9 protein-coding genes are annotated in these 14,341 nt (G+C 70.1%); 7 read left to right on the forward strand and 2 right to left on the reverse strand.

Going from position 1 to position 14,341, the window contains the following annotated elements:
• Positions 1-728: IniB N-terminal domain-containing protein (locus ON21_RS28225; protein ID WP_039802802.1), on the reverse strand; the 728-nt coding region annotated here is incomplete at its 3' end.
• A 298-nt stretch (positions 729-1,026) separates the two neighbouring features.
• Here ON21_RS28225 and ON21_RS28230 point away from each other — a divergent pair.
• The 6 genes from ON21_RS28230 to ON21_RS28255 all read left to right on the forward strand — a co-directional run bounded on the left by ON21_RS28230 (position 1,027) and on the right by ON21_RS28255 (position 10,519).
• Positions 1,027-2,811, forward strand: coding sequence for an Hsp70 family protein (locus tag ON21_RS28230; protein WP_051021427.1), 1,785 nt, complete (start codon positions 1,027-1,029; stop codon positions 2,809-2,811).
• Complete coding sequence (locus tag ON21_RS28235) at positions 2,804-5,380, forward strand: LuxR C-terminal-related transcriptional regulator (protein ID WP_039802803.1); 2,577 nt, start codon at positions 2,804-2,806, stop codon at positions 5,378-5,380. Before ON21_RS28230 ends, ON21_RS28235 begins: the two co-directional genes overlap by 8 nt.
• Positions 5,381-5,426: 46 nt before the next feature.
• Positions 5,427-6,536 (forward strand): hypothetical protein, encoded by a 1,110-nt coding sequence (locus ON21_RS28240; RefSeq protein WP_039802804.1) that lies wholly within the window; start codon positions 5,427-5,429, stop codon positions 6,534-6,536.
• Positions 6,537-6,699: 163 nt separating this feature from the next.
• Positions 6,700-8,058, forward strand: a complete 1,359-nt coding sequence (locus ON21_RS28245; protein ID WP_039802805.1) for a S1 family peptidase — start codon at positions 6,700-6,702, stop codon at positions 8,056-8,058.
• A gap of 175 nt (positions 8,059-8,233) precedes the next feature.
• Positions 8,234-9,496: a S1 family peptidase gene (locus ON21_RS28250; protein ID WP_245562767.1), complete on the forward strand. Its 1,263-nt coding sequence runs from the start codon at positions 8,234-8,236 to the stop codon at positions 9,494-9,496.
• A 135-nt stretch (positions 9,497-9,631) separates the two neighbouring features.
• Complete coding sequence (locus ON21_RS28255; protein ID WP_039802806.1) at positions 9,632-10,519, forward strand: NRDE family protein; 888 nt, start codon at positions 9,632-9,634, stop codon at positions 10,517-10,519.
• Positions 10,520-10,587: 68 nt separating this feature from the next.
• On the opposite strand, the gene ON21_RS28260 is transcribed toward ON21_RS28255, so the two are convergent.
• Positions 10,588-11,304, reverse strand: a complete 717-nt coding sequence (locus ON21_RS28260; RefSeq protein WP_039802808.1) for a DUF8020 domain-containing protein — start codon at positions 11,302-11,304, stop codon at positions 10,588-10,590.
• A gap of 460 nt (positions 11,305-11,764) precedes the next feature.
• Here ON21_RS28260 and ON21_RS28265 point away from each other — a divergent pair.
• Positions 11,765-14,341, forward strand: a 2,577-nt coding sequence (locus ON21_RS28265; RefSeq protein ID WP_039802810.1) for a (Fe-S)-binding protein, incomplete at its 3' end; no start/stop codon positions are given.

Consider the following 14,341-nt stretch of genomic DNA (forward strand, 5'->3'; position numbering starts at 1 on the left):
ACGCCCAGGCCCGCCGCCGCGTCCGCCGCGCCATCCAGCCCGACGCCCAGGCCCGCCGCGCCTTCCAGGCCCGCGCCGATGCCCGCACCCGCGCCCACTGCGGCATCGATGCCGGTGGAAAGGCCGTTCTCGAGTCCGGCGGCGATGTTCCCCGCGCCTTGGGCGTCGGCGTCCAGGTCGAGGCCCGCGCCGATGCCGCTGATCACCTGAGCGCCCGCGCCGAGCAGGCCGCCCACGGCGGCGGACAGGTCAGCGCCCGCGTTCACCACGGTGTCGAGGCCCGCGGCCAGTCCAGCGCCCAGACCCGCGCCGAGCTCGAGCCCGGTTTCGATCGCGCTGTTCAGTCCGCCGCCCACGTCGATGCCCGTACCGGCGCCGAGGTCGATATCGAGACCGCCGCCCGCGCCGGCACCCAGGTCCACGCCGAGATCCGCGCCGAGGTCGACTCCGGCATCCGCCACCGCCGCCGCGCCGACGGTGCTCGCCGCGCCGATCGCGGCGGCGGTTCCGGTCTGCGCACCTGCCGCCACGATGGACTGCAACTGGGAACCGCCGGTGACCAGCGCCGACTCCGCCACCATCGGGGCGCAGAGGGCGATGTCCTCCGGGGTCACCGCGCTCAGGCCCGCGGCGGCAAGCGCCTGGGTCGGGTTGGCGCAGTAAGCGACCGCGGCCTCTTGGTTCCGCAGCAGACCGAGGATGAACTCCAGAATCGCGTTGGGTGTCATGAGAATCTTCTCCTGAGTCCCGGCGGACCTCGCTGATCCGCAGTCGTTGGAATGCAAATCACGCTAGGAGCCCATCGCGTTACGCCGAAACGGGGCGAACCCCTACTACCGGCCGAGACCATCCGATAGGGGTGAGAGCGAAATTAGGGGAATTTCCCTAATCGTCCCCCTAACGAAGTAACGGCGGATGGCCAGCAACCGACAGAACGGTTGCGTCGGCAACTACATCGCTCAGCGCACCAGCTCGGACATACAGCAGCGACACCGGAACAGACACCTTCTCGAACGGGGTTCTCGAATGACACAGCGCCTGGCGCTCGGCATCACTGTCGGGGCGTCGAATTCGGTCGCCGTGGCGGCAACGGAGGATGGCGACGACGGCCTCGGCCCGTCCGGCGGCGGCTACCTACGCTCGCATCCGAGCGTGCTGCGACTGTCGCCGGACATGGCGCCCACGCTAGGCGCGGGTGCTGGCTCCACCGGCCGCCATTCCAGCGACATCCTGCTGGAGGGCTTCCTCGCCAGGGTCGGCGACCCGGTCGGCATCCTCGCCGAGGACGGCTCCTCTTATTCCGCACCGGACCTGGTGGCGACCTCGATCGGGTGCCTGGTCGACGAGATCGCCGCCGAGACCGGGCGAAGCGGTGTCCAGGCGACGGTCGCCTGCCACCCGGCTTGGTGGTCGCGGCACACCGTCGACATCCAGCGCGACGCCCTGGAACGGGCCGGGCTGGGCGAGGTGACGCTGGTGCCGGAGCCGACCGCGGCGATCCGCTGGCTCGACGCCGCGCACGGCAGGAGCGACGACGGCGCGGTGCTCGTCTTCGATCTCGGCGCGACCGGCTCGACCGTCTCGGTGGTACGTACCGGCGAGCACGCCAGTCTGCTGGGCACACCGTTGCGCAGCACCGACGTGGCCGGAGCGGAATTCGATCTGCTGACCATGCGCTATGTCCTGGCTAATGCGGTACTCGCGGCGGATTTCGATCCGTTCGATCCGGTGGTGGAACGCGAATTATCGGCTTTGCGGGAACGCTGCAGGAAAGCGAAAGAAGAGCTTTCCATAAATACCGCGACCGTTGTTCCGGTGCGGGTGGACCCCGCGGATCCGCACGGCAGCACCGTGCGTCTGGTGCGTGGTGAACTGGAAGACCTGCTGCGCGGACCGCTGCTGAGTGCGATGGACCTGATCCGCGACGCGGTGCACCGGGCCGGGCTCGATATCGGCGAGGTCGGCCGCGTCCTGCTCACCGGAGGAGGAGGCGCCATCCCCTTGGTCGCCGAACTGGTCTCCTCCGAGTTCGGATTGCCCGTCGTGGCGGCCCCCGACCCCGAGCACACCACCGCACGCGGCGCCGCGTTGCTTGCCGCCGATCTGCTCGCCGCCGAGACCGACCAGCTTCCCCTGGTCGCTCCGGTGACCGAGGACGAGACCGTGCCGCAGCCCCGTGCGCTTCCCTCGTCGGGACTGGCGGCGCTGCCCGAGGACCCCCCGGCGCGCCGACGCGCACTGATCAGCAGACAACGCCTCGCGGTCGTGGCCGGTGTGGCGGTCGCCATCGGCCTGCTGGCCACCGGCACGCTCGCCATCGGCACCGGCATCCAGTCCGGCTCCGACAATCCGGCCTCGACCGAGCGGTCCACGAGCGGCGCCGCCCAAATCGCCGCGACCACGGGCGCGCAGGCGGGCGACCCCTCCGCACCGTCCGGTGTCGCCGCCACGGACTCGGCGACGGCCGGCGGCCGACCGAAGCCCGAGGCGCCGCGCGCCGGCTCGCCCTCGTCCGCGGCTCAGGGCACCACCGTGGCAGTGGTCAACAGCGAGCAGAATCCCGATCAACCCGCCCCCGCGCCCGCGGACACCCCGGCGCAGCAATCCGCGCCGCAGCCCCAGCCCCAACAGCCTTCCCCCGCCCCCGCCCCCGCACCGGCACCGGCACCGGCCAACCCGCCCGCGCCGACCCAGCAGCAGCCCCGGCCCACGCCGCCGACCGCCCCGAGCCTGCCGACCGGCGTGCTGGGCGACACCCTCGGCACGGTCCTGCGCGCTCCCGGCGAGATCCTGGGAGGATCCGGTGGCTGATACCGCTTTCGACACCCTCCCCTGCGCTCGCGACATCTTCCGCGATCTGGATTCCGCCGACGACCAGCCGGTGGTCTACCTCATCCGAGGCCGCTCCCAAACCGGCAAGTCGACGCTGCTCGGGGAGATCCGGGCTCGCCTGCGCGCTCGCGGCGTCCCGTTGCAGGACGACATCGCCGCCCTCCAGCACGCGCACGCGCGCAACGGCTCGCACCCGGTGCCACGCACGGCGAGCACGGCAGGCGTGACGACCGATATCGCCCGCCCGGCCCTGATCATCGACAACGCCCACACGCTGAGCCGACTGGACCTCGAATACCTCTGCGCCGCAGTGGAATCCGGGCATCGCACGATGGTGATCGCCGCCCAGCCGCGCCCGCACGACCCACGGCTGCGGATGCTCGCCGACGCGGTGGCCCGGCGCGGTCGCGTCGTCGACCTGCGCCCGCTCGGCGTCGCGGACATGGCGCCGTTCGCCAGGGAACTCGGCATGATGGTGCCGCGCCAGGTCGCGCAGCACATCCACGTGCAGACCGCGGGTATCCGCGGCGGCGTGGTGGCCGCGCTCACGGCCGCCTGCTCGGCGCGTCTGGACGCCGGCATCGCCGCCGTGGACACGGCCGTCGCCGCGTGGGCGCGCGGGTTGCTGGACAATCTCGAACCCGACCTGCTGGAGACCCTGGTGGTCGCCACCACGGGCACGGGCCTGGATTCCAGCGAACTCACCGAGGTGCTCGGCGTGGAGCAGGCCGTCGCGCAGGATCTCATCGACCGGGCCAGGGCCAGCGCCCTGGTGACCGATGCCGACCTGCTGCTGGAACCCGCCGTGGCCCCCCTGCGCACGCTGCTCGGCGACCGCAGGTTCGTCGCGGTCGAGCGCCGGTTGCTCGGCGCCCGGCTGGAGGCGGGCCTGCTGCGCGACCGCACCGCACTACAGCTGGCCGAGTCCGGCGTCCGCGATCCGCGTCTCGCCGACTTCCTCGTCGACGCCGCCGAGCAGGCCGGCCGCGACGCGGTTCGCTACTACGCCGCCGCGGCGGCCGCGGGAGCGGAACTCGATCCGATCGCGCTGCGCTGGGCCGAGGCGGCCGCCCGGACCGGCGACGGCGACACCGCCATGCGGCTGGCCGAGCCGATGCTCGCGCGTTCCGGCAGCACCGGCGCCGAACTCGCGACGGCGGTGCGGATCTGCGCGGGGGTGCTCACCCGCCGCGGTCTGGTCGGCCGCGCGGCGCAGCTGTACACCTGGCTCGGAGGGCACCGGGTCGGCCCGGACTGGGCGGTCGGCGCAACGGTGTTGTGCCTGGCGGGCGACGTGCAGGGCGCGCGGGAGATGTCCGCCTCGGCGACGAAGTGGCCGCCGACCGAAGCGGGCGCGCATGCCCGGCTGATCGCGACCGCGCTCGCGGACACCATCGAGCCGGGCAACAACACCGCGGCGGCGGTATCGGCGCTGGTCCAGGCCACCCAGGCGGACGCGGGCGTTGACCGCTTCCTGCCGTGCACGGCGGCCTCGATCGCCACGCTGCTCTCGCTCGGCACCGGCGAGCCGCGCCGTGCCCAAGATGCCTTGCGGCGGGCCACCGCGAGCGGATTGCGCTGCCACCAACTCGACGTGCTCGCGGCGTGGACGGCGATGCTCGGCGGTGACGAGCGCGCCGCGGCGGCCACCGTGGCCGCGCTCGACCACGACCGGCTCGACGTGCGCGACCGGCTGCTGGCGCACGGCGTCGCGGTCGGTCTCGCCCGGCGCAGCGGCGACCACACCGCGCTCGCCCGCGCATGGCAGGCGGCGTACCCGCTGTTCGACGACGTGCAGACGGACCTGCTGGCGCTGCTGCCGATCGGCGAACTGTGGCTGGCCGCCATCCGGATGCGCGACGAACGCCGGATCGCGCCCTTGGTGGACGCCGCGCTGGCGCTGTTGCGCCGCCTGAACGATCCGCCCGCGTGGTCGAACGCCTTCCACTGGTACGGCGTGCAGGCCGCGATCGCGCACGAGAGCCCCGAGGAACTGCTGCCACACGCGCGCGCGTTGAAGGCCGCGGCCGAGGCGGGCGACCGGCACGCCGCCGTACTCGCCGACGCGGGCCGCACCTGGGTGCTGGTGCTGCGCGGCCAGGTCGCCAGCGCACCGGTGCACGCGGCGGTCGCCGCCCTCACCGAAATCGGCATGACCTGGGACGGCGCCCGGCTGGCCAGCGAGGCGGCGCTCGCGGCGCCGGACTCGGCGACGGCCACCGCGCTGCTCAAATTGGCCCGCACCGTCCGTGCCGACGCCCGTCCGCAGGAACCGCAGGCCCGCCCTGCGGCACCGGCCGCCGACAACGGCGACGCTCCCCAGCCGCCCGTGCCACCGCAGGCCGCGATCCTCAGCGAGCGGGAACGCGAAGTGGCCGAGTTGGTTCTGCTCGGGCTCACCTACCGCGAGATCGGTGCGCGCCTGTACATTTCGGCGAAGACGGTCGAGCACCACGTCGCGCGCATCCGACGCCGGGTCGGTGCCCGTTCCCGTTCGGAGTTATTGTCGATGCTCCGCGCCATGGGACACGGTTCGCTTCTGGTGTGACCGGTGCGGTTCCGTCAGCGGGAACTCCGAAGCGAGGTAGGTGAGGATGGCCACTGGGGTTGGCCTGCGCGTCGCCGACGACGAGTGCACGGCTGTCATCGTCACCGACGGTGACGAGCAGCCGCAGTACATCGTCCGGGAGTCGGTCCTGCACATGTCCGACGACGGCGACGCCGAACTCGGCGGTCCCCCGCCCACGGGGGAATCCCACTCGATCAGCGGCTTCGTGGCCGCCGTCGGCGATCCGGCGGGCATCCCGGTCGACGACGGTGAGGCCTACCGCGCCGAGGATCTCGTCGCGACCGCCCTGTTCTGCCTGATCAACCTGGCCGCCGAACATCTCAGCGGAGCGGCCGAGTTCTACGCGACGCATCCGGCGGATTGGCCCGCCGAGCAGGTGCGTTCGCTGCGCGACGCACTGGACTACCTGGGTCTGCGCTCGGTGCTGCTGGTCAGCGAGGGCGATCTGCCCAGCGCCGCGACCGGAGCCGACGGCAGGTCGTTCGCGCACGACGCGGCCAGGGGGGCGCTGGCAGCGGTGCTCGCCACCCCCGCGGGGGCCACCCCGCCGGACCCGACCACCGCGGAGAACTCGACGGTGGACACCATCGTCATCCCCGCCGTGCCCGCCGCCGACGCGCAGCCGCAGGCGTACTCGGCGGCCATCCCGATCTCCGAGCCGATCGCGGCCGACGAGCCGGAGCAGGCCGAGAAGCAACCGCAGCCAACGGTTCCCGCGCAGCAACCGAAACGCACACCGCTGCTGATCGCGGGCGCCGCGGCGATCGGTTTGGTGCTCGGCGGCATCGTGGTTGCCCTGCTGTTCCGCGACGGCGGCGAGACGCCGGTGCCGCCGCTGCCCGATGCCAAGTCCGAGCCGACGTCGGTGCTCCCGGCCCCGCCGCCGGTCGTGACCACCACGACGACCACGACCACCGAGACGACCGAGCCGCCGGTGGAGACCACCGAGACCACGACGCCGGAGCCGACGACAACGCCGCCGACCACCACCGCGCCGACCACCACGACCACACCGCCGACCACCACGACTCGGACCTCGACCACGCGGACCACGACGCGCACGACCAACCCGTTCGGCCAGGAGCTGCCGCAGATCCCCACCATCCCCGGAATGGGAATACCGGGTAGTCGGTGATTAGTAGCGTCCTTTCCGGGTTTGTGGCTTAGAGTGTTGCGCTGACCGGGTTGTCGGATGAATTTCGCCACACCGGTCGGTTGCTGGACGAAGACTGTGCGCCAACGGATTCTGCCCGTGGCCACGGATTTAGCTGGCACGTGCGTGCCGACGAAGGGACTTCATGCGCAAGTTGGTGGCGCGTCGCGCCGCGGTCAAGGCTGTCGCCATCGCATCGACCGTTCTCCTGGCTCCCTTGTTCGGCACGACCACCGCCTCGGCGGTTCCCGAAGCCCCGGCGCAGCTCGCCGCGGACAATCTCCCACCGGAACTCGTGCAGGCCATCGCACGGGATCTGAAGATGACCCCGACGGAGTACCTGGACCGCGCCGCGCGGGCCCAGCAGCTGCGCGACTACGCGCGTGAGTTCCGTTCGGAGCGGCCGGATTCCTACGCGGGCGCCTGGATCGGCAACGACGGCAAGCCCGTCATGGCGGTCACCTCACTGGACGCCGCCAAGATCGCCGCGGCCGACGGCTACCAGACCCGGCTGGCCCCCGTGTCGGCGGACAGCCTGGAGAGCTCGCTGGTACAGCTCAACCAGTGGATCACCGGTCTGCCGCGCGAGATCTCGCAGGCGATCAACTCCGTGGCGATCGACTTCCTGAACAGCCAACTGGTGCTCAGCGTCGCCAACACTCCCGCCGGGCACATGCTCAACCTGCCGACGCTCCTGGCCAACATCAAGGTCATCCTGGCGCCGAACAGCGGCGGCCCGGTCGAGCGCAGGCCGATGGGCGGTGACACCTACATCAGTGCCCCGGGTTCGCTCCAGGACTCGTCCCTGCGCGCGGTCGACGTGTGCTCGTTCGGGTTCAACAGCGTCGACGCTTCCGGCAACGCGCTGAACATCAGTGCGGGCCACTGCGATCCGAACCTCGGCAAGGGCAACCAGGAGGCGGGCGTCTACCTGCCCAACGTCCGGGACATCCCGGCCAGCCCCGAACTGGGCACCTTCGTGCGCGCCTCGCTGGGCGGACAGTCCGCGCTGGACTACTCGGTGATCAAGCTGAACGAGCGCGCGGTGCGGGCAGGCATGGACCAGCCCTCGGTGCGCGGCGCCAACGGCACCACGCTGGCGATCACCGGCACCGCCGACCCGATCACCGGCGCCCCGGTATGCAAGTCCGGCCAGTCGTCCACCTTCACCTGCGGCTTCGTCGTGGCCGATCGGGTGGAGACCCAGCTCTACACCGCCGAGGGCGAGAGCAAGACCGTGCGCGGGTTCGCCAGCTCGGCCTGCACGCTCGGCGGCGACAGCGGCGGCGCGATCGTGTCCGGCACGCTGGCGCTGGGCATCACCAGCGGCTCCAACGCCGCGGACGCGCCGAACTGCAACGAGGCCAACATCGCGCTCGCGCAATACGGCGGCACCGCCTCCCTCGGCATTCCGATCCGGGCGATCCTGGCCGACATCGACGCCTCTTCCGGCGGCGGAATCGGCAGCGGAATCAGCGTGCGCACCCGGCCGAACGCGAGCTGAGCGCACACCCGCGTGGTGTGTCGATCGACATATCACCGGTCGCAGGGCTATAAGGGAGTCGGGAACCACAAGTTGAGTAGGCATACCGCGTCAAACCCCATATAGTCTGCTCATGCTCCTGCCACGTATAGGACCTCCCCGCTCGACTGCGCGACAGACCGTAATCCGAAAGACAGTGATCGCCGCCTCGGCGGCGATACTGCTGTTCGGGCCCACCGCGGCAGTAGCGACGGCTCAACCCGACCAGGCTCCCGGTCTGCCCGCCGAACTGGTCGCCGCGGTCACCCGCGATCTGAAGATCTCGCCCGACGAGTACCTGCACCGCGCGGAGCTGGCACAGCAGGTGGCCGCGTTCGCCACCACCGCCCAGCGGCAGTACCCGGCCGTGTTCGGCGGCTCCTGGCTGGATGACGCGGGCAAGGCGGTCGTGGCGCTGGCGCAGGGCCCCGGAGCCGACGAGGCGAAGAAGGCCGCCGAGTCGGCCGGTTTCGAGGTCCGCAACGTCGCCAAGAGCGAAGCGGCTCTGCGTGGCGAGAAGAGCGCGTTCGAGCGCTGGCTGGAGGGCCAGCCGGAAGCGGTGCGGTCCATGGTGCGCGGCGCGGTGGTGGACACCGTGAACAACGCGATCGCGGTCCGCGTCGATCAGGCGGGCCTGCCGATGCCGAACTTCATCGACCCGGCGCGCGTCATCGTGATGGCCCCGCCGGTGGCCGGCGAGCAGGCCACGTTGCAGGCCGGTGACATCGCGGGCGATGCGCGCGGCGCGCTCGCAGGCGGTGACGGCTACGCCTCGGTCGCCGGACGCAGCTCGCTGCGCTGCTCGCTCGGCTTCAACGGCACCGACCGCAACGGCAACACGGTCAACATCACCGCGGGTCACTGCAACCCGGACATCCCGTCCGCGGGCAGCGGCAACGCCGCGGGCGTCTACGAGATGAACGGCGACCGCCTCGGCGCGCAGCTCGGCGTCTTCCAGAAGTCGGTGCTCGGCGAGCAGGACTACTCGATCATCCGGATCAACGACCAGGCCAAGGACCGCTTCGCCAACAACGGCGTCCGTGCCCCCGGCGCGGCTCCGATCCCGGTCGAAGGCGTGGCGACCCCGGTGGTCGGCGCTCCGGTGTGCAAGTCCGGCGCACGCACCGGCTTCAGCTGCGGCATCGTCAACGCCGTCGACCAGACCGTGCAGGTCGGCGACCGGGAACTCACCCAGAGCTTCTCGGCCAACATCTGCGCGCTGCCCGGCGACAGCGGCGGCCCGATCGTGACCGGCCGTTTGGCGCTCGGCATCTCCAGCGCGTCGTCGGTCGCCGACTACCCGATCTGTGAGATCCCGAACCTGATCGGCGCGCTCACCGGTAACGTGCCGCAGCTGTTCGCACAGCCGGTGCACGTGGTGCTCTCCGACAACCCGGGGCTGCGCATCCGCACCAACTGACCGCGGGAACGCGTGAAGGCCGGCAGCGTCGAGCTGCCGGCCTTTCGCCGTCTGAGGGGCTTTCCACTGCCCTTACGCGGCCCGCAGAGGGAAAGGCCGCATGGCACGCGGCAGCGGTCCGGCATTCTGGTCCCCATGTGTTTGGTGTTGATCGGCTGGCGCGCCCACCCGGAATACCGGTTGATCGTGGCCGCCAACCGGGACGAGTTCTACACCCGGCCGACCGAGTCCATGCGCTGGTGGCCGGAAGCGCCCGGTCTGCTCGCCGGACGCGATACCGGGGCCACCGGCCGGGCCGAGGGCGAACCCCCGGGCACTTGGCTGGGCCTGAGCACGCAGCCGCACGGCGACAATCGTTTCGCGGCCGTCACCAACGTGCGCAATCCCGCCGATCAACGCCTCGATGCCCGGTCCCGTGGCGCCCTGCTGATGGACTTCCTGCGCGGCGCCTCCGACCGCGGTCCGGCGGGCGAGTTCCCCGGCCCGGAGAAGTACGTGCTCGACGTCGCCGCCGCTCCCGACGACTACAACGGCTACAACCTGGTGGTCTCCGACCTGCGCACGCTGTGGTGGCACTCCAACCGCAGCGCCGCGGAACCACGCGAACTCGCCGCTGGCTTCCATGGGCTCTCCAACGGCACATTCGTCACGTCGGCTGGTCCAACCCTGGGGGATGCCGATCTGATCGCGCCACAGCCGATCTGGCCCAAGATCCGGGCGGGTGTGCGCGAGCTGCGCGAGGTCGTGCGCACCGAGCCCGGAGCGGTGGACCGCTACTTCGAAGTGCTGGCCGACCGCACCGAAGCCGCTGACGACGAGCTGCCGCGCACCGGCGTCCCGTACGAGATGGAGCGGGCGCTTTCGGCCAGATTCGTCGCGCACACCGTGCACGGGACCAGAGCGAGCACGGTGCTGGTCGTCCGCGAGGACGGGACGTTCGAGATGGTGGAGCGCTCGTTCGGCAGGCTGGGCGAGGAACTGGGCGAGAATGTCGTCCGCGGCCTGCTGGATCTGACCGGGTAGAAACAAACCGGCGGCCCGCCCTCCGAAGGAGAGCGGGCCGCCGATGATCCGCGGGTGGGACCGAGGGATTACTTCGGTTCGCTCGGCTTGTCCGCCCACTTGGTGGTGCCTTCCGGCGCCTGCAGCGTGTTGATCAGGTCGATACCCGCGACAGCGAGCATCGGACCGCCGACCGCCACGGTGCCGAGGATGCCGCCGATGCCCGCGCCCGCGATCGCGGCCGGGATGCAGCCGACGCCGAGGAACGGCAGGCCGAGGATGCAGCCGATCACCGCACCGCCGATGACGCCGACAGCCGTGCCGAGGAAGCCGCCGACGGCGGTCGCGATGCCGAACTGGCTGGCGAACTCGTTCTGCGCGCGCTGGTTCTCGATCGGCGATGCGATCGGCTGCGCGACGACATTGACCGCGTTGGCCGGCTTGTCCTTGGGCACGGTGACACCCTGCTCAGGCGTCAGCTCGAGCACCGTGTCGTCTTCCTTCACGACCGGCTTCACCGGGACGACGGTGTCGGCGACCTTGAAGGCGATCGGCAGCGTGAGGACCGCGTTGCCCTGCGAGTCCTTGATCCGGTAGACGTCGTCTTCCTTGACGTCCTCGGAAGACTTGGCCAGCTCGAACGTGCCCCCCTTGAGCGTCGTCACGACGGTCTTCTCCACCAGCTTGACCGAGTACCGGATCGGGTCGGGCGTAGCGGCGGCCGGCTCGGCATGGGCGGTCCCAAGTCCGATGGTCATCGCACCGATGACCATCGCGGCCGCCGCGGTGGTTCTGCGGAGTTTCAATTCAGTTTCCAATCCATCATCAGGTCGTGCGTTACCACTGGTCTTCAGCACGCGAGAGCTCTGTACAGCAAATCCGGGTGGTCGGCTCCGGATCCTCCCCGAGCAGTGTGAAGACGGTCGCGGCAATCAGAACGTCGTGAGCCTAATAGAACGCCGGGTTTTAAGCGAGATCCCTTATCAGGCATGGGGACTAAGCCAATCCTTACCGACTGGACGGAATGCTTCGCCGTTTACGGTGGTGATCGACCACTCGTCGGCGCGATCGGGGGAATTTACTGTGACATTGATCACAGGTAAATAGAGGGTCAAGCCCCAGCATATGGGGCTATAGCCCAAAAGCTGATCGTACGATGGACAGGGTTATTACTGGCGGGTAACTTACTGCCAGTTAGGATACGAGCCAACCGAGGCGGTAACAGAACGAGCCGCGCTCGTGGTGCCTCTATAGAAAGGTCGCGACATGAATGCCCTGACAGTGACGCTGGGCACGATTGGGGCGGCGCTCAGCCTCCTGTGTTGGGCGTCGTTCATCGGCGGCGTCCGCAATATCGCGCGCGCCATCATGATCGGACAGCCGGCGCCGGACCGTTGGCGGCCCTTCTTTCCGCGCTTCAAGCAGATGCTCGTGGAGTTCATCGCGCACACGCGCATGAACAAATTCCGCACCGTCGGCTGGGCGCACTGGCTGGTGATGATCGGCTTCATCGGTGGAGCCATGCTGTGGTTCGAGGCCTACGGGCAGACGTTCGACCCGGCGTTCCACTGGCCGATCATCGGCAACCTGGCGATCTACCACCTGTGGGACGAGATCCTGGGCATCGGCACCGTGGTCGGCATTCTCACGCTGATCATCCTGCGGCAGCTCAACCACCCGAGGTTGCCGGAGCGCCTTTCCCGCTTCAGCGGTTCCAAGTTCGGCCCGGCCTACGTCATCGAGGCGATCGTGCTGCTCGAGGGCCTCGGCATGATCTTCGTGAAGGCCGGCAAGATCGCCGCCTACGGTCACTCCGACCCGGCCACCGACTTCTTCACCATGCAGGTGGCCAAGCTGCTGCCCGCGAACACCACGATGGTGGCGCTGTTCGCGTTCGTGAAGCTGATGTCCGGCATGGCGTTCCTGTACTACGTCGGCCGCAACGTCACCTGGGGCGTGGCCTGGCACCGCTTCTCGGCGTTCTTCAACATCTACTTCAAGCGTGAGGACGACGGCGGCGTCGCGCTGGGCGCGGCCAAGCCGATGATGTCGAAGGGCAAGCCGGTCGACATGGAGACCGCCGACCCCGACACCGACACCTTCGGCGCCGGCCGGATCGAGGACTTCTCCTGGAAGGGCTGGCTGGACTTCACCACCTGCACCGAGTGCGGTCGCTGCCAGTCGCAGTGCCCCGCCTGGAACACCGGCAAGCCGCTGTCGCCGAAACTGCTGATCATGTCGCTGCGCGACCACGGGTACGCCAAGGCTCCCTACCTGCTGGCCGGTGGCCGCAAGGACATGGGCGGCGGCGAGGTCGGCCTGGTCGACGCCGAGGGGAACCCGAACGAGGCGAAGCTCGCCAAGATCTCCGAGGCCGCGAAGGCCGAGGCGGAGCGTCCGCTGGTCGGCGGCGAGGACGTGGGCGGCATCATCGATCCCGAGGTGCTGTGGAGCTGCACCACCTGCGGCGCGTGCGTGGAGCAGTGCCCGGTGGACATCGAGCACGTCGACCACATCATCGACATGCGCCGCTACCAGGTGCTGATCGAGTCGGAGTTCCCGTCCGAGCTCGCGGGCCTGTTCAAGAACCTGGAGAACAAGGGCAACCCCTGGGGCCAGAACGCCAAGGACCGGCTCAACTGGATCAACGAACTCGATTTCCAGATCCCGGTCTTCGGTCAGGACGCCGACAGCTTCGACGGCTACGAGTACCTGTTCTGGGTCGGCTGCGCGGGCGCCTACGAGGACCGCGCCAAGAAGACCACCAAGGCGGTCGCCGAGCTGCTGGCCACCGCGGGCGTGAAGTTCATGGTGCTCGGCGCCGAGGAGACCTGCACCGGCGACTCCGCTCGCCGCGCGGGCAACGAGTTCCTGTTCCAGCAACTGGCTCAGCAGAACATCGAACTGCTGAACTCGGTGTTCGAGGGTGTCGAGGATCGCAAGAAGAAGATCGTCGTCACCTGTGCGCACTGCTTCAACGCGCTGAACAACGAATACCCGCAGGTCGGCGGCAACTACGAGGTCGTGCACCACACCCAGCTGCTCAACCGCCTGGTGCGGCAGAAGCAGCTGATCCCGGTGGCCTCGGTGTCGCAGAACGTCACCTACCACGACCCTTGCTACCTGGGTCGGCACAACAAGATCTACAACGCGCCGCGTGAGCTGATGGCCGCGTCCGGCTCGAACCTGGTCGAGATGCCCCGGCACGGCGAGCGGTCCATGTGCTGTGGCGCCGGTGGTGCGCGGATGTGGATGGAAGAGCAGCTCGGCAAGCGCGTCAACATCGACCGCGTGGACGAGGCGCTGACCACCTCGCCCGCGAAGATCGCGACCGGCTGCCCGTTCTGCCGCGTCATGCTCACCGACGGCGTCACCGCGCGCCAGGAGAAGGGCGAGGGCGAAGGCGTCGAGGTGGTGGACGTCGCCCAGCTGATGCTGGACGCCATCGAGCGGGTCGAGCCCTCGGTGCTGACCGAGAACCTGACCGTCATCCAGGAGCCGAAGGCGCCCGAGGTCGAGCCCGAGGCGGAGCCCGAGCCCGTCCCGGCCGCCGAAGCTCCCGCGCCCGCCAAGGCCGCGCCCACCGGCGGCGGTCTGGCGATGAAGGGCCCGGCCAAGGCTCCCGGCGGCGGACTCGGCATGAAGGGCGCGGCCAAGGCACCCGGCGCCAAGGCACCCGCCGCGGAACCGGCCGAGGCCGAGGCCACGTCAGCCCCTGCCGCTCCGGTCAAGGGTCTGGCCATGAAGGGTCCGGCGAAGGCACCTGGTGGCCTGGGGATGAAGGGCGGAGCCAAGGCACCCGGCGCCAAGGCCGCCGCGGCGCCCGCCGCCGAAGCCCCGGCC

This window comes from Nocardia araoensis NBRC 100135 (assembly GCF_000308435.1).
GTDB lineage: Bacteria > Actinomycetota > Actinomycetes > Mycobacteriales > Mycobacteriaceae > Nocardia > Nocardia araoensis.

Bases quoted from the DNA above. Each gene is read 5' to 3' on its own strand.
- ON21_RS28230 (WP_051021427.1), top strand. From the start codon at position 1,027: ATGACACAGCGCCTGGCGCTCGGCATCACTGTCGGGGCGTCGAATTCG.
- ON21_RS28240 (WP_039802804.1), top strand. From the start codon at position 5,427: ATGGCCACTGGGGTTGGCCTGCGCGTCGCCGACGACGAGTGCACGGCT.
- ON21_RS28255 (WP_039802806.1), top strand. From the start codon at position 9,632: ATGTGTTTGGTGTTGATCGGCTGGCGCGCCCACCCGGAATACCGGTTG.
- ON21_RS28245 (WP_039802805.1), top strand. From the start codon at position 6,700: ATGCGCAAGTTGGTGGCGCGTCGCGCCGCGGTCAAGGCTGTCGCCATC.